This is a genomic window from Gammaproteobacteria bacterium (genome assembly GCA_011682695.1).
Taxonomy (GTDB): Bacteria; Actinomycetota; Acidimicrobiia; order Spongiisociales; family UBA4744; genus BMS3Bbin01.
Genome location: JAACED010000044.1, coordinates 1 through 16,615, shown reverse-complemented (window position 1 = coordinate 16,615; position 16,615 = coordinate 1). Strand labels below are relative to the sequence as shown.

At 60.6% G+C, this 16,615-nt stretch carries 14 protein-coding genes and 1 pseudogene; 8 read left to right on the top strand and 7 right to left on the bottom strand.

Annotated elements, in window-relative coordinates; translation table 11 throughout:
* Nucleotides 1-93 precede the first annotated feature (93 nt).
* Nucleotides 94-453 carry a four helix bundle protein gene (locus tag GWP04_09205; protein NIA25729.1) on the top strand — a complete coding sequence of 120 codons (360 nt, stop codon included), beginning with the start codon at nt 94-96 and terminating at the stop codon, nt 451-453.
* 9 nt (nt 454-462) lie between these two features.
* Here GWP04_09205 and GWP04_09200 read toward each other — a convergent pair whose 3' ends face one another.
* The 5 genes and pseudogenes from GWP04_09200 to dxs form a co-directional block, all read right to left on the bottom strand.
* Nucleotides 463-1,185 (bottom strand): ATP-binding cassette domain-containing protein, encoded by a 723-nt coding sequence (locus tag GWP04_09200; protein NIA25728.1) that lies wholly within the window; start codon nt 1,183-1,185, stop codon nt 463-465.
* Nucleotides 1,186-1,213: 28 nt separating this feature from the next.
* Nucleotides 1,214-2,944 (bottom strand): ABC transporter permease subunit, encoded by a 1,731-nt coding sequence (locus GWP04_09195; GenBank protein NIA25727.1) that lies wholly within the window; start codon nt 2,942-2,944, stop codon nt 1,214-1,216.
* A gap of 1,091 nt (nt 2,945-4,035) precedes the next feature.
* Nucleotides 4,036-4,194, bottom strand: a pseudogene (locus tag GWP04_09190) (ABC transporter permease subunit).
* A 334-nt stretch (nt 4,195-4,528) separates the two neighbouring features.
* Nucleotides 4,529-5,629 carry a transporter substrate-binding domain-containing protein gene (locus GWP04_09185; GenBank protein NIA25726.1) on the bottom strand — a complete coding sequence of 367 codons (1,101 nt, stop codon included), beginning with the start codon at nt 5,627-5,629 and terminating at the stop codon, nt 4,529-4,531.
* A 466-nt stretch (nt 5,630-6,095) separates the two neighbouring features.
* A complete protein-coding gene (dxs, locus tag GWP04_09180) occupies nt 6,096-7,943 on the bottom strand; it encodes a 1-deoxy-D-xylulose-5-phosphate synthase (GenBank protein ID NIA25725.1) in 1,848 nt (615 codons plus the stop codon).
* Nucleotides 7,944-8,134: 191 nt separating this feature from the next.
* On the opposite strand from dxs, the gene GWP04_09175 reads away from it, so the two are divergent.
* The 6 genes from GWP04_09175 (at nt 8,135) to GWP04_09150 (ending at nt 13,135) form a co-directional block, all read left to right on the top strand.
* Nucleotides 8,135-8,908 (top strand): transporter substrate-binding domain-containing protein, encoded by a 774-nt coding sequence (locus GWP04_09175; GenBank protein NIA25724.1) that lies wholly within the window; start codon nt 8,135-8,137, stop codon nt 8,906-8,908.
* Nucleotides 8,909-8,996: 88 nt separating this feature from the next.
* On the top strand, nt 8,997-9,755 hold the full coding sequence (locus GWP04_09170) for an ABC transporter permease subunit (GenBank protein NIA25723.1): 759 nt from the start codon (nt 8,997-8,999) through the stop codon (nt 9,753-9,755).
* Between the two features lie 16 nt (nt 9,756-9,771).
* Nucleotides 9,772-10,506 carry an ATP-binding cassette domain-containing protein gene (locus GWP04_09165; protein ID NIA25722.1) on the top strand — a complete coding sequence of 245 codons (735 nt, stop codon included), beginning with the start codon at nt 9,772-9,774 and terminating at the stop codon, nt 10,504-10,506.
* Between the two features lie 438 nt (nt 10,507-10,944).
* Nucleotides 10,945-12,033, top strand: a complete 1,089-nt coding sequence (locus tag GWP04_09160; GenBank protein NIA25721.1) for a sodium dependent phosphate transporter — start codon at nt 10,945-10,947, stop codon at nt 12,031-12,033.
* Between the two features lie 10 nt (nt 12,034-12,043).
* Nucleotides 12,044-12,718: a hypothetical protein gene (locus GWP04_09155; GenBank protein NIA25720.1), complete on the top strand. Its 675-nt coding sequence runs from the start codon at nt 12,044-12,046 to the stop codon at nt 12,716-12,718.
* 198 nt (nt 12,719-12,916) lie between these two features.
* The gene (locus tag GWP04_09150; GenBank protein ID NIA25719.1) at nt 12,917-13,135 is read left to right on the top strand and encodes a hypothetical protein; all 219 of its coding nucleotides are present in this window, start codon (nt 12,917-12,919) and stop codon (nt 13,133-13,135) included.
* On the opposite strand, the gene GWP04_09145 is transcribed toward GWP04_09150, so the two are convergent.
* On the bottom strand, nt 13,107-13,931 hold the full coding sequence (locus GWP04_09145; protein ID NIA25718.1) for a DUF2510 domain-containing protein: 825 nt from the start codon (nt 13,929-13,931) through the stop codon (nt 13,107-13,109). The genes GWP04_09150 and GWP04_09145 overlap by 29 nt on opposite strands.
* Before the next feature lie 41 nt (nt 13,932-13,972).
* Nucleotides 13,973-14,485, bottom strand: coding sequence for a histidine phosphatase family protein (locus GWP04_09140; GenBank protein ID NIA25717.1), 513 nt, complete (start codon nt 14,483-14,485; stop codon nt 13,973-13,975).
* Nucleotides 14,486-14,586: 101 nt separating this feature from the next.
* On the opposite strand from GWP04_09140, the gene ppk1 reads away from it, so the two are divergent.
* Nucleotides 14,587-16,615, top strand: a 2,029-nt coding sequence (gene ppk1 / locus GWP04_09135; GenBank protein NIA25716.1) for a polyphosphate kinase 1, incomplete at its 3' end; no start/stop codon positions are given.

The following is a 16,615-nucleotide window of genomic DNA, read 5'->3' as shown; positions in this document are numbered from 1 at the left end:
TCATCAGTCATCAGTCATCAGTCATCAGTCATCAGTCATCAGTCATCAGTCATCAGGGTTTACTCACAACCAGTCGTGTGATACCTCTCAAGCGTGCAGAACTATGAACAGCTCGAGGTATGGAAGAAGGCCCACCTTCTTGCCATCAGAACCTACGACATCACCAGATCTTTCCCTCCGGAAGAGAAGTTCGGCTTGGTGTCGCAGATGCGCCGCTGCTCCGTATCCATCCCTTCCAACATCGCCGAAGGTGCGGGCAGATCATCAAGAGCCGACTTCGCACGCTTCCTTAGCATCGCCCTTGGTTCGGCCAGCGAACTGCACTACCAGCTACGACTCTCCCGGGATCTCGGATACACGGTCGAAGCAGACCATTGCAGCCTGAGTAGGGACACAGAAGTCATCAAGCGAATACTTTTCGGCCTTTTTGCTCGACTGAGAACTGACGACTGAGAACTGAGTTCAGAGGATCTGGCTCAGGAACAGCTTCGTGCGGTCGTGTTCCGGTGCGGTGAAGAAATGCTCCGGCGTCCCCTCTTCGACGATCTGACCGTAGTCGAAGAACATGACCCGGTCGGCGACCTCTTTCGCGAATCCCATCTCATGGGTGACCACGATCATCGTCATGCCGGAACGGGCCAGTTCCTTCATGACGTCGAGGACCTCTTTGATCATCTCGGGGTCGAGCGCGGACGTCGGCTCGTCGAAGAGCATGATCTTCGGGTCCATGGCCAGCGCCCGGGCGATGGCGACGCGCTGCTGCTGACCGCCGGACAGCTGACCTGGGTACTTATCTGCCTGCTCCGGGATACCGACCCGTTCGAGCAGCCGCCTCGCCGTCTCCTCGGCCTCGGTCTTGGTGCGTTTCCGCACCCAGATCTGGGCGAGCGTCAGGTTCTGCGTCACGGTCAGGTGTGGGAATAGGTTGAACTGCTGGAATACGATGCCGACATCTGACCGGATCTTCTCGATGTTGCGCAGATCGTGCGTGAGTTCCACGCCGTCGACGATGATCCTGCCGGACTGGTGCTGCTCGAGGTGGTTGATGCACCGGATGAACGTCGACTTTCCGGAGCCGGAAGGACCGATCACCACCACGACCTCCTGTTCCTTGATGGTGGTCGTGATCCCGCGAAGCACGTGGAAATCACCGAACCACTTGTTGAGGTCCTCAACAACGATCATGTCGCGGTCACTCATTTGCGCCCTCCACTCACCGTTCACCAACTCCCAACTTCTTCTCAAGGCGCATACTTGCGCGGCTCGTGCCAAACGAGAAGATCCAATAGATCACAACCGCGAACAGCAGGCTCTCTTGCAGGCTGCCGAGGGATTCCGGCTGATTCGGCACAACGTCCCTGGCAATCCGCAGGAAGTCCGCCAACCCGATGATCGCCACCAGCGATGTGTCTTTGAACAGGGTGATGACCTGTCCGACGATGGCAGGGATCACGGCCCGCAAAGCCTGTGGGAGCGTGATCAGGACCGTCATCTGGACGGTAGAAAGCCCCACCGCCTGCGCGGCCTCACGCTGTCCCGTCGGGATCGACTGGAGACCACCGCGAACGTTCTCGGCCAGATAGGCCGCGGCAAACAACGCTACGGCGATCATCGCCTTGACGATGTCGTCGAGACGAATGTCTGCCGGCAAGAAACGGTTGATCACCAAGTTCCCGAAGAACAACACGGTAATCAGCGGGACACCGCGAACGATCTCGATGTACCCGGTGGAGAGCAACCGGAAAATAGGCATGGACGATGTCCGTCCCAAGGCAAGCATGATCCCGATGGGGAACGCCAGGCCGATGCCTGCGATCGAGAGCAGAAACGTGAGGTTCAGCCCGCCGATGAAGTCGCCGAGCACCGGTATCCCGGTTCCCGCCATTGCCATCGTCATGAAGTACGCGATGACGAGATCCACTGCGATCCATGCGATCACCAACCCGTTGCGGCCTTGGTCGGTTCCGCCGAACGTCGACGCGGCAAGGCCGAATACCGCCAGGGCAAGAAGAAGGAATCGGGGCAGCACTGCGATCGAGGTGAACCATGAAGCAATGGCCGCGACGAAGAGGAGTGCAGCGACGAGCTTGGCTACCTCTCCTGGATTCGCGGACCCTGCCCACCACATGTACGCGGCGCCGATGACCGCGAATGCCGCTGTGAACGGGATCACCATCGTGGTCACCGCAACGGCACTGAGGTCGGGGTCTCGCTGGATCACGAGGTAGATAAGGGGAAGAGACAGAACCCAGAACGCCACAAGGGACCCCCGGGTTACGGCGCCCGGGACCCGGTCCCGTATGAAGAGGCCGATGAGGTAGGCACCGATGAAGACCGCAGCCTGCACCGTCAGCGACACCTTGGTTCCCGTCTCGATTCTCAGAGCCCACACGACGCCAAGCACCGCGACCAGTGTTCCGATCAGGAGCCACATCACCGATATCGTTTCGATGTCTTCACCGCCGGACCACAGCAGCTTGACCAGCCACGAAACGCCGTAGAAGATCACACCGGCTATGACGAGCCAGATCCGCACGATTGCCGGAATCGAGACGAGCGCTGCGAGCACCAGAAGGCTCAGGCCGACGCCCCGTGCAAACTGGGCAAGGCGTGCGGGTGTGAGCCGGCCGCCGACCCGCCAGATCGCAAGGCTGAGGCCCGTCAGTGCCAAGACCAGGCCGAGGGAAACCCACATTCGCCCCATTACCGCCGGTGGATACACATCCGTCCAATACAGCTTCATGTTCGGAGGGATGACGTACCACTTGCGCTCGGGGGCGAAGACGAACGAGAACAGCCCCCGAATCGCCAGGGCGGCTACCACGATCGATACGACGCTGAGGACGGAATTGAAGAACGACGAGAACAGGTTCTCTTTCGCCCACCGAGTCCAGTGCTCGAGAGCAGTAACCTTCTCCGGGGGTGGGGGGCCCTGCATCGTCATCGTTCCACCAGCTGCACTCTGCGGTTATACCAGTTCACCATGGCGCTCAGCGTGAGGCTGACGAGCAGGTAGAACGCCATCCAAAACAGGATGATCTGTACGGTTGCTCCCGTCTGGTTGAACAGCGTTTGGCCCACTGCAACGACCTCCGCGTAGCCGACCGCGATTCCCAGTGAAGTGTTCTTCGCAAGGTTGAGATACTGGTTTCCCATCGGCGGCAGAATGACCCGGAACGCCTGTGGGAGCACGATCATTCGCAGCAACTGCCCTCTGCGCAGTCCGACCGCCAGTCCCGCTTCGGTCTGTCCTTTCGGCACAGCCAGGATGCCGCCTCGGACGATCTCCGCGATGAACGATGCCGTGTACAAGGTGATGGCCATCCATACGGCGAAGAAGAACTGAGTCATCGTCATCCCGGTCGGCGCCAACTGCGGGAACTTGCCGGGGATGATCACCCCGGGACGGCCAAACTCGACGATCTGCCCCGTGCGAAGCCAGTCGTATTTCGTGTCGGCGAACTCGAAGAATCTCTGAAGCCCCCCCAGGATCCCGTTGGTGATGCCGGGGACCAGGATGAACACGGCGGCTCCAAGCATCCCGAGAAGTCCGGCGAAGATGATCCGGAAGTAGTCGTCATCGGTCAGCTTGGCCAACCCGGCAGGGGTTCGGCGCGAATCCAGGAATCGTTTGATCCACAGGAATCCGATCGCCGCTGAAGCACCTGCGAGGATGAGTTGGCCGAGCAGCAGCGGCGTTGAACGGAAGACCCACCCGACTGCGCCGAAGATCCACCCGAGGAAACCTGTGATCGGATGCGCCCACCAACCGATCACCGCAATGGCCAGGAATGCTCCAATCGAAAAGAGGAACTCGTGGCCGGCCTCCCCCGTCTCCTCCAGGTGTCGAACGCGCCACCGGAACACGAAGCGTGCCGCGATCAGGCCTGCGACGACAAAAGCGATCCACTGCCAGAAGACTTCCCGGGGAAAGAACCAGGGAATCGAGATTCCCTTGTTGGTGATGTAGAACCATCCATCGATGGGTCCATTACCGGTCGGCTTCAGAATGGGGAAGCCACCGGCGATGGAGAACCAGAAGACGATCTGGACGAGGAGCGGAATATTCCGCATCAACTCGATGTAGACCACCGCCACTTTCGACACGATCCAGTTCGATGAGAGACGCGCGATGCCAACGATCACACCGAGGAACGTCGCAGCAAAGATCCCCGTGACCGTCACTCTCAGCATGTTGACGATACCGACGAGGAGAGCCTGCAAACCGGTCTCGGGGACCGTCTCGAACCCCTCGGCGAGCCTGATCCCCGGTACGTCGGTGAGGAATTTCCACGAGAAAGGAAGGCCTTGCGCCTTCAGGTTGTTGGAGGCAACCGTGACTGCGGCGACTGCCACCAGAACCAGCGCGACGAGAACACCGATCTGTCCCGCCCACTTCAGGAAGGCGGCATTACGCCACAACGGCGGTCGAGCATGCGGCTGAGATATCTCGCGTGCCTGAGTCACACGCCTCCTTTAGGTGGTTGGGGGACGCAACGCGTCCCCCAACACTTTTTCTTCGCTATGTCTAGCGGGCCGGTGGTGCGTACAGAAGGCCACCGTCGATCCACAGGGCGTTGAGGCCCCGCTTCAGTCCAAGCGGCGTAAGGTGCTTGTCGTACACCTCTGCGTAGTTACCAACCTGCTTGATCACCTGATAGAACGCATCGGCAGGCAGACCCATGGCGGTCTGCTTCTCTCCGTCTCCACCGAGGAGACGACCGATCTCGCCGGTGGGCGGATTGGCCTTCATCTCGTCGACGTTGGCGCTCGTAACACCGTTCTCCTCAGCAATGAACATCGCATAGATGGTCCACCGCACCGCGTCGCTCCAAAGAGCATCGCCCTGCTTGGTCGCAGGACCGAGGGGCTCCTTGGACAGCGGCACAGCCGGGAAGATGACCCAGTCGCCCAGCGTCGGCTCATCTGTCGACTTGCGGGACACGAGGCCGGAACCGTCCGTCGTTACCGCGTCACATGCGCCGTCCTTGAAGTTCTGCAACACCATGTTGAAGTCTTCGAAGGTCGTCAACGTGAAGTCGACACCTATCGCGTTGAGTGCTTCCTGGATGTTCTTTTCAGTCGTGGTGCCTGCGTTCGTGCAGACAATCGCACCCTGAAGGTCGGCAAGGGTCGAATCGGCGCTGAAACCGTCAGCCGTGCGCGCCATGACCTGCTGACCGTCGTAGTACGTCGTCGGAGCGAACGTCAGACCCAACTCGCCGTCGCGGCTCTGAGTCCATGTCGTGTTCCGGCTCAGCACGTCAATCGATCCACTGCTCACGGCTTCGAACCGCTGTGCGGCCGTCAGCGATGTGAACTCGACCTTGGTGGAGTCACCCAGTACGGCAGCTGCGATTGCCCGGCAAAGGTCGGTGTCAAAGCCGACGAATTGGCCGGCCGAGTCCTTGGACCCGAAACCTGGCAGCGTCTCGTTGACCCCGCACCTGAGAACGCCGCGTTGAATCACGGTGTCGAGCAAGCTTCCTGCGGCCGACGTCTGCGCAGGCGCGGCAGTTGTCGTTGGTGTCTCGGTACCGGCGGTTGTCGTGGTTGCCTCTCCGCCACTTGCGCAAGCGGCGGCAACCATCGCAAGAACAACTACCAATAGGATGATTCGTTTCGTCATTCGACCTCCAGCTATAGATCTGCGGTTCACCCGCAACCGTAATAACTTAGCGGTCGTGCAACGACGACTTCAACTAGTTCTCGCCGGCACTGAACGAATACCGACGTTGACCAGGAGCCCGTCGGACGATGCATGACACGCTCCTCGACGATGATGCATCCGCCACTTGCTCTGTGCTCGATTCTGCCGGCGCCGCATGGGTGGTGATCGAGGGCTTGCGGGTAACGCTCCCAGCGCCTTGGCCCACGACATCCGGAGTGTCGATGTCGAGTCGGACACGTCGCTCGTAGGGACATCGCGAACGGCGTCCCTGGCCGGCGGAATGGCGCAAGAGGCTGGTAGTCGAGGCACCGCCTGCCGACCCGCACACCGGCATCATTCGGCAGACTGCGAACCCTCGGCAGCCATCAAGAAAGACCCTGGATTTCGCGTATTGAACGCGCCCGCTATGAGCAGATCCGGTGTATCAGACGATGAACGCGGCAATCCGACGAGCGAGAGCGTCCGGGTCCATCTCGACCGATTCGAGGACCTTGCCGGCAGCTCCGGCAGGCAGGAACTGGTCGGGGAGCCCGATCGTATACACCTTGCCGGCAAGACCTTCGGAGCTGAGGATCTCCATGACCCCTTCCCCGAAACCCCCGGAGAGCACATTGTCCTCGATGGTGACGACATGGGACACGTCTCGAGCCCAGTCGCAGAGCCTCCTGTCCATGGGCTTGACCCAGCGGGCATTCACGACCCCAACCGAGATGCCTTGCTGCTCCAACATCAGAGCCGCCTTCGTCGAAGGTTCGACCATGCGACCCACGGCGAAGATCATGACATCGACCCCCGACCGGAGTTCCTCCCAGACGCCCACCTCCAATGGCTCCACGGGGAATCCCGGAAGAGACCCTGCAGGTCCCTTCGGGAATCGGATGGCCATCGGGCCGTCCACATCGAGGGCGGTCTCCACCATCCCACACAGCTCGACCGCATCCGACGGAGCCCCAATCACCATGTTGGGGATCATCCTCAGATAGGACAGGTCGAACGCACCGTGATGGGACGCCCCGTCGGGGCCGGTCACGCCGGCGCGGTCGAGCAGGAACACCACAGGCAGTTCGTGCAGTGCGACATCCATCGTGATCTGATCGAAGGCGCGTTGCAGGAAACTCGAATAGATGGCCACGACCGGACGGAGTCCGGACATCGCAAGGCCTGCGGCAAGTGTCACGGCGTGTTGTTCCGCGATGCCCGTGTCGATCACCCTGTCCGGGAACTCGTCGGCCATCTCGGCCAATCCGGTGCTCGAGATCATTGCCGCAGAGATCGCAATGAGGTCCTCTCGCTCTCTTGCGGCGTGGACGAGCGCTCGACCCACGACGTCGGTCAGCTTCAACTCCGAGTTCTTTGGGCGTCCGGTCGGAACGTCGAACGACGGTACCCCATGCAGCTTGTCGACTTCATCACGAACCGCCGGCTCGTAGCCCCTGCCTTTCTCGGTGACAACATGCACCACCGTCGGCTCATCGAATGTCCGGGCATGGGTGAACGCCTCCTCGATCGCGGCGATGTCGTGGCCGTCGATCGTTCCCGAGTATTTCAAGCCCATCGCGTCGAAGACGGTGCCGGGCTCGATCAACTGCTTGAAACCCTCCTTGAGCCTGCGGGCGAGTTCGTCGGCACTCTCACCGACCGCCGGGATGCTGCGGAGGAGTTTGCCGAGCGTCCTCTTGGCCCACTCATAACGAGGATCGAACCGAACGTGCGCGAGTGCGGCGATGCCGCCAACGGTCGGCGCATAGGACCGTCCGTTGTCGTTGAGCACGATGACCAGGCGGGGAGGGCGCAGAACGGCGATATGGTTCAGCGCTTCGTAGGCCATGCCTCCCGTCAGGGCACCATCTCCGATCACAGCAACCGTGAAGCGGTTGTTCCCGAGCCGGGAGTTCGCGATCGCGTTGCCGAGCGCATAGCTGAGCGCGGTGGACGCATGGCTGTTCTCGACCCAGTCGTGCTCGCTCTCACGACGATTCGGATAGCCGGACAATCCCCCGAACGTACGCAGGGTGGAGAAGTCGTGTCGCCCAGTGACCAGTTTGTGGACGTATGCCTGGTGCCCGACGTCGAAGATGATGCGATCACGGGGACTGTCGAAGCTGCGGTGAATGGCCAACGTCAACTCGACGATGCCGAGGTTGGGTGACAGATGACCCCCCGTATTGCTGATCTCGTCTACGAGATACGTCCGGATCTCTCCACAGAGTTCTTCGAGCTGTTCGGGAGTGAGGTCTTTGAGATCGGCCGGGTCGTTGATGCGGTCCAGCAGACCTTCGTTCATGGGGAATCCTTGATGGGGTCTCGGCGTCGTACCTGGAAGCTACCACCGACGCGCGACATCAGATTAGCGCCGGGAGTGTCGAAAAGGAGAGTCCGGAGCCGGGCGCATGTGCAAGCCGAGCCTATGGTGCGTAACATTCGCTTTAGGGCGCGGCCTGCGCTCAGGAGGAGGAACACCCAATGAGACGAATGAACATCGCTCTCGTACTCGTACTCGTGTTGGCTCTCGTGGCGACGGCTTGCGCGACGGGATCGAGCGGCGACTACAAGCTGGTGAAGTCAGGCACCCTGACTGTCTGCAGCGATGCGCCGTACCCGCCGTTTGAGTTCCAGGCCGACGATGGCTCCTGGACCGGATTCGACATGGACCTCATGTCCAAGATCGCCGACGGTCTTGGGCTGAAGATGGAAGTCACGGTCCAGCCGTTCGACGGTATCTGGCTTGCACCGCAGGCAGGAACGTGCGACATCGTGGTCTCGGCCATGACGATCACCGAAGAACGCGCGGCAAACGCACTGTTCTCCGACCCGTACTTCGACGCGGACCAGTCCCTGCTGATCCGAAAGGCAGATGCCGACTCGATCAAGTCGCTGCCAGACATGGCCGGCAAAGTGATCGGAGTCCAGACAGGCACTACCGGCGAGATCTTCGCACAGGAGAATGCCCCTGCAGACGCGACACTCAAGTCGTTCGACGAGCCTGCAGCGATGTTCTTGGCCCTTCAGTCGGGCGACATCGACGGCATCCTTCAGGACTTCCCGGTCAACTTGGATCGTGCAAACCAGGATGCGAACTTCGTAGTGACACAGAAGTTCTTCACCGGAGAGCAGTACGGCTTCGCGACGAGCAATGACCGCACCGCACTCATGGACGCGATCAATGTCGAGTTGAAGAAGCTGAGGGACAACGGAACCTACGACGAAATCCTCCAGAAGTACTTCCCAGGAGCCTGAGGGCTCGGTGGCACGCTGTGTGGGGACCCGGTAGGGTCCCCACACACCTGAAGGAGGAGACGAGGTGAGTAGGCGACAACGCGCGAAGATGATCCGCGGTGTCGTATACGTCGTGACACTCGCCGCCTTGATCGGCGTGTGGTACTCGGTCGACTGGGCGGTGTTCGGTCAGGCACTGTTCAATTGGGATGTAGCGAAAGATCTCTTCCCCCTCATCCTGACGCAAGCAGCACGTAACACGCTGATCTTCACCGCGTTCGGGTTCTCCGGCGGCTTGGTCCTGGCTCTGATCATCGCCCTCATGCGCATCTCCGTGATCAAAGCGTATCGATGGTTTGCGTCCATCTACATCGAGATCTTCCGCGGTCTCCCGGCCCTCCTCACGATCCTGCTGATCGGCCAGGGGATTCCTGTTGCGACGGGATTCAGACTGCCGGGGACCTACACGAATGGCAGCTTCGCCCTTGCGATCGTGGCTGCCGCATACATGGCCGAGACGATCCGAGCCGGCATCGAAGCCGTCCCGCGTGGGCAGATGGAGGCGGCTCGATCGCTGGGCATGCCATACGGGACGGCCATGTCCACGATCGTGATCCCACAGGCTTTTCGCATCATCATCCCGCCGATGACGAACCAGCTGGTTGCGCTTCTCAAAGACACATCACTGATCTCGGTGCTCGGCGTGACCGCAGCGACGAAGGAGCTCACCCGGTTCGGACGTGACCATGTGATCATCACAGCGAACGCAACTCCATTCATCGTGGCCGGATTGGTCTACCTCGCGATGACCATCCCAATGACCAGAGCAGTTGCGGTCCTGGAGAAACGAGTCGCTCGTGCCCGCTGACGCCGACAAGACCGCGATGCCGCCGATCCAGGTTGTCGACCTCCACAAGTATTTCGGACCGCTCGAAGTCCTCAAAGGCATCGACTTCGTGGTCAACGAAAGGGAAGTTGTGTGCATCATCGGACCCTCGGGATCCGGCAAGTCGACGCTGCTGCGGTGCATCAACCGTCTTGAGGAACCCACTGCAGGCAAGATCCTGATCGAAGGCTACGACATCACCGGTCCCGATGCCGATGTGGACGCCGTCCGCACTCGTATCGGCATGGTCTTCCAGCGGTTCAACTTGTTCCCTCACCTCACCGTGATCGGCAACCTCACGATCGCCCAGCAGAAAGTCCTGAAACGCAGCAAGGATGAAGCTGAAGACGTGGCCCACAAGATGCTGGAACGGGTCGGGCTGCTCGACAAGATCGACGAGTTCCCCATCCGTCTCTCCGGCGGCCAGCAGCAGCGCGTGGCCATCGCCCGATCCTTGTGTATGAACCCGGACATGATGCTCTTCGACGAGCCGACGTCGGCACTCGATCCCGAACTCGTCGGCGAGGTGCTGGACGTCATGCGCACCCTCGCCGAGGAAGGCATGACGATGATGGTCGTCACCCATGAGATGGGATTCGCCCGCCAGGTAGGAGACCGTGTGACGTTCATCGATGACGGTGTCGTCGTCGAGGAGAACGCTCCAGAGGAACTCCTGTTGCACCCGAAGCAGGAGCGCACCCGCAAGTTCCTCGAAGCGGTTCAGCACTACTAGTGCCTCGACCGGCAACCTTTCCGGTGTTCTGCCGGCCAGGAGCGCCGCTCGCTGCGTTCTCCGCCTCGACGCACCTGCAGGTGCGCCTTCGTTGTGCGGCCTTGCGACTAGACGCCCCTGCCTCGGCATCGACACCCCGAACGTTACTGGCCAAGGCACTAGGAGGCTCGCTTCGCTCGCCGTACCTGGCACTTGGTACCTGGTACTTCGTACTTCGTGCCGCAACCTCAGATCGACCCAAGACCGTGGGGCGAGCGTGACGCCTGTTGCAGCAACCGCTGGAACTCGCCCTCGTACCAGGCACTTCGTATTCCGTATCAGGGCCTCAGGCCGACTCGACTGTGAACCCAAAACCTCGATGGTATCGTCCGGCCGGCCACGGAGGGAAAAGTGAGCATCGACTTCCGGGATCGGGCAACCAAGTGGGCGCAAGCCGCTCTGGTGCTGTTCCTGCTATACGTTTTCCTGGTGGGAGTCAAGGCTCTCGAATCCGGTATCAAGGCGTTCGGAGCCGATTTCACCGACCGGCTCTTCCAGGAGGTTTCACACCCGATTGCAGGCCTGTTCGTTGGCGTCCTTGCCACGGTGCTTGTCCAGTCTTCCTCGGTTACCACATCGACCATCGTCGGGCTTGTCGGCTCCGGCATGCTGACGGTCCCCCTCGCCGTCCCGATGGTCATGGGAGCCAATATCGGCACGACCGTCACCAACACGCTCGCGTCGCTCGGCTTCCTGAGACGGTCGCAAGAGTTCCGCAGAGCGTTCGCCGGCGCGACGATGCACGACTTCTTCAATCTGCTCGCCGTCGTGGTCTTTCTCCCCCTCGAACTCACCACCCACTTCCTGTCCCGGTCCGCCACGGTCCTCGCCGGTTTGCTCGGAGCATCGACAACGCTGCAATTCGAGAAGCCGGACAGCCCGATCAAGACTGCCGTGAAGGCGCCGGTGAAGCTCATCGATGCCGCCCTCCAGAGCTCGGGAATGCACCAGGCGGTCCTCGGAACACTGCTCTTGATCATCGGCATCGCTCTCATCTTCGTTGCCCTGGCATTCATCACCAGAACCATGAAACAACTGATGGCAGGACGCATCGAACGCTCCATGAACGCGGTCCTCGGCCGTGGCGGTGGCATGCCGGCAATCATGGTGGGACTCGTAATGACCGTCGCCGTGCAAAGTTCGAGTATCACGACTTCGCTGCTCGTCCCCATGATCGCCGCCGGGGTGCTTACGCTCGAGAACGGGTTCCCGGTGACACTCGGCGCAAACGTCGGAACGACCGCAACTGCGCTCCTGGCCGCTCTCGCCGCCGACCGTCCCGAAGGCCTGGTCATCGCGCTGACCCACACCCTGTTCAATATCGGTGGGATTCTCGTTTTCTACCCCATACCGGCCATTCGACGGATACCCTTGTGGCTCGCGAGGAAGCTCGCCGCCCTCGCCGAGATCCGAAAGTCTGCGGTCCTGATGTACGTTATCGGTGTATTCGTTGTCCTTCCCCTGATTGGCCTACTACTTTTGGATTGAGGAGACGCAAATGGTGATCGAATTCTTCCGGGGAAGCTCGGATAGCGAACTCGAGGCGATCGAGCAGAAGATCCGGGCCATGATCATCGATGGCAGGCATACGTTCGATGCCGCCACGGACGCCCTGCTCGCCGGTGCCGATCCCGCCGTCGTCGGAGCCGACATCAGGGAGACTGATCGGAGAATCAACGAGACCGAACGCGAAGTGAGGCGCGAACTCGTCGTCCACGTCAGTGTTCACGGAGCGAAGGCCGACCTCCCGATGGTGTTGGCTTCGATGAGCGTCGCAAAGGATGCCGAGCGAGTCGGTGACTACGCGAAGAATATCTGGGACCTCGCAAATGCGGTCGGTCAACTAGAAGCCGGCAAGAACCGGGAACAACTCCTCGCCGATCGCCGGTGGGTCTCCGCGTTCGTCGCCGAAACGGCGAGGACGTTCAGCGCTCGCGACGAGGAAGGAGCACGGAAACTCATCCTCGAGGGCGATGGGAAGCTCGATGAGTTCGACGCACACGTACTCGAGCAGATCAGTGCCGACACCCTGCCGTCCCAGGCCGTCCCGCAGGCCCTCTACTACCGGTACTGCAAGAGAATCACTGCCCACCTGATGAACATTCTGACATCGCTCATTGTGCCGATCGACCAACTCGACTACTACGACGAGAAGAAATCCGAACGGTGGTAGCGGCAGCCTGACATCGATGAGCGTCTCCGGGATCACCGTCGTGCGACGGGCTGAAGACCTCGACGGTGCAATCTCCCTCTCGGAGTCCGTCTTCTGGGTCGATGTCGCCCCTCGGCAGGACTGCCGAGCGCCGCTGCCGGTGCGCTGAGTCACCGTCCGACTCCGCCAAGTTACGACGGTTCGACGGTCGCGTCAGGCGTGAGCTTCGAAGTCGACGCTCCGGAGCAGACTGTCGAAACGATCCGAGCCAACGGTTGTTCGGACATCGGGACGCCGGTACGCGCTCCGAGACAACCGCTCATCGTTGCCTTCGCGCACGACATCGAAGGCAACGACTTCTCACATGAGGGCGAACGACTGGGCGTCGAGCGGCGTCGGTTGCCCCGGATCAGTCCAAGCCACGGCTGTCCTGCTTGAGTGCCGTGTCGACCGTCAGGACCGAAGCGATCACGAGGCTGCGCAGCGGTTCGGTGAGCTCACGCTCGATCTTCACGACGTAATTGTCGGCCGTCGTGAACGCCGTCTTCAACAGCCCTTCCCAGGTCTTGGTGATACTCGCCACCTCGGCACCAGATGCATCCTTGATGCTGAAATTCCACGCCCGCCAGTTCTCCGCATTGATCGAACCCACATTCTGGCCGCCTGCCTCCAGGGAGAACTTGATCTTGCCAAACACATTCTTTTGACGCACCGTGCCGATCTCATTCCCCGACCCGTCCGTGATCTCGAATCGCGACTTCACGATCTTCCTTGGCCTGGTGATGGTGAGCAGTACGTTGCCCGCCATGTCGACCACCTGCAACGTGTGCGCCATGTACTGGTCGAGGTTCGAGACGACCCGCATGATCTTCTTCAGGACACCCTGTCCTACTTGTCGGACCGCGGCGATCTGTTTGCCGTTCCGATCGTAGATCGCGTACTCGTTGTTCACCTCGACGAGTTTCACCTTCTGGTTGACGACGAGGACCGGTTCGGTGAACACCGTCCCGCCACCGGCCGGCACACCAGTGATCCCGGCTTGATCCTCAACCTGGTGTTGGATTCTCTCGGCAGCAGCGTCTCCAGGGCCTCCGGGCTCGAGCGGGTCGACCGACTGGATACCGGCATCGGCAACCTGGTCGGTCCATGCAGAGCCGTCCCAATAGCGATGCTGATACCGTTTCGCCGGATCCGGGTACCAGTCGGGAGCAGGAAGATTCGTCATGGGCTGCACGCTACCACGAGGGAATCCCACGGCACACGGTTCTCTAGTTCTCAGGAACCGTCGATAAGCACTCTCCCCAGCAGCCGCGGTGTGACGAGCCAACGCAGCTCACCGGAGTCGAGTTCCACGTCGGCCCATGTCGCCGCCGGCAGGTCGATCCGCGCCACCGCCGCCGTTGGAAAGACATAATGTCCCCCTCCTACCAGTGACGACAGCAACAGCGACCAGACCGGTTCGTGCCCGACGATCATGAGCTTCGTGGTGTCCTCCGGTTCGACACCGACCTCCTGAAGAACGATTTCTGGCCGAGTGCCGTAGAGACGGTCCGTGACACGAATCGGCACGACCCAATCTCCTGCGTCCGACGCCAATTGGGCCGTCTGGTCCGCCCGCACCGCCGAAGAAGTGACAATTGCGTCAGGGATCTGTCCTGCACTGCTCAGGAAACGGCCCATCGTCTTGGCTGCATCCACTCCACGCTGCGAGAGCGGACGCTGGTGATCATGGCCGGATGCCACGTTCCAATCGGACTTCCCGTGGCGCATCAGCAGCAAGATCTTCATCGTGCTTTCAGCGTACCCACGACCGCAAGTGCAACGAAACGGTATATTCGACGCAGAAGAGGCCGATAACACCACTCAGCAGCCCTTCCGGAGCCCGATCAATGTCCACACCCGAGCCACTGCAGCACTCCATCGATCTCGATGATCCGTCCCTGTTCATCAACAGGGAACTGAGCTGGCTGCAGTTCAATGGTCAGGTTCTCGAAGAGGCGCTCGACAAGCGGCACCCGCTGCTCGAACGGGTCAAGTTCCTCTCGATCTTCGCGTCGAATCTCGACGAGTTCTTCATGATCCGCGTCTCTGGCCTGCGCCGACAGCTCGAGTCCGGTGTTCTCGAAGCACCCCCCGACGGCATGACCCCGTCAGAGCAGTTGGCCGAGATCCGCAAGACGTTGATTCCGCAGCTCGATACACACATGGACTGCTGCAAGAACGACCTGTTGCCGGCTCTCGCCGAAGCCGGGCTTTCCGTACTCCCCTACGATCAACTCAAACGAAAGCAGCGCAAGCTGCTTCGCCGCCACTTCAAGCGGCAGATTTTTCCCGCTCTGACTCCGCTCGCCTTCGATCCCGGAAGGCCTTTTCCTCACATCGCGAACCTGAGCATGAATCTTGCGGTATTGGTGAACGATTCCGACCGAGGGGAACTCTTCGCGAGGCTCAAAGTCCCTGCCGTGTTCCCCCGTCTCCTTCGCGTCCCCAGCGAAGACAAAGCAGACAGTTACGACAACCTCGGCCTCGTACAATCCAGCAATACATTCGTCTGGATCGAAGAGGTGATCGCCGCCAACCTCGACCTCTTGTTTCCAGGAGTCGAGATCGTTGCCGCGTATCCCTTTCGCCTCACACGTGACGCCGACGTCGAGATCGAGGAAGACGAAGCAGCGGATCTCTCCGTTGCCGTCGAGCGCTGGGTGGGACTCAGGCGCTTCGGCTCTGCAGATCGATTGGAAATCGACCATGCCATGCCCGAATGGGTACGCGCCATGTTGATCAAGAACCTCGGACTCGCTCCGTACCAGGTGTTCGCCTTCGACGGTCCGCTCGGTCTCACAGATCTGATGGAACTCACCCAAGTCGACCGACCCGACTTGAAGGACGAGCCGTTCAAGCCGTCGATCCCACCCGCCCTTGCCGGAGCCGACAACATCTTTGCTGCAATCCGTCAGCAAAACGTGATCCTCTATCACCCGTACGACAGCTTCGCTCCGGTCATCGACTTTCTCCGCCAGGCGGCACGTGATCCCAAGGTGCTGGCCATCAAGCAGACCCTGTATCGCATCGGCCCCAACTCCCCGATCGTCGACGCACTCCTCGAGGCGCGCGAGGACGGCAGGCAAGTCAGCGTGCTCGTGGAACTCAAAGCTCGCTTCGATGAAGAGAACAACCTGGGCTGGGCACGTGCCCTCGAGAAAGCGGGAGTGCACGTTGTCTATGGACTCATCGGATTGAAGACCCACGCAAAGATGACCATGGTGGTTCGCCGAGAGTCGACAGGCCTTCGTCGCTATGTGCATTTGGGAACCGGGAACTACAACCCGATCACCGCACGTGTGTACTCGGACTTCGGGCTCTTCACGATCGACGAGGACATCGCCGAGGATGTCTCCGAACTCTTCAACGTCCTGACCGGCTACGCGCACCAGACCAAGTACCGAAAGCTCCTCGTCGCTCCGACCGCCATGCGCTCCGAACTCCTCGAACGGATCGAGCGTGAAATCGAACGGCATCGAACGCATGGCGATGGGTATCTGGCATTCAAGATGAATGCTCTCGTCGACAAGCAGATGATCCAGGCGCTGTATCGCGCTTCACAGGCCGGTGTGAAGATCGATCTCCAGGTGCGGGGCATCTGCGCCCTCCGCCCGGGTATTCCGGGTGTGAGCAGCACGATCTCGGTCACTTCCATCGTCGGCCGTTTCCTGGAACACACACGCATCTACTACTTCCACAACGGTGGCGATGAGGAACTGTTCCTCGGGAGCGCAGACCTCATGCCTCGCAACCTCAACCGCCGGGTCGAGGTGTTGTTCCCTCTCGAAGGCGCCGATCTCACCCTCGTCAGGGATGCTGCGCTCACCGTTCACCTCAAGGACACGGCGCAGGCTCGGATTCTCCAAACGGATGGCA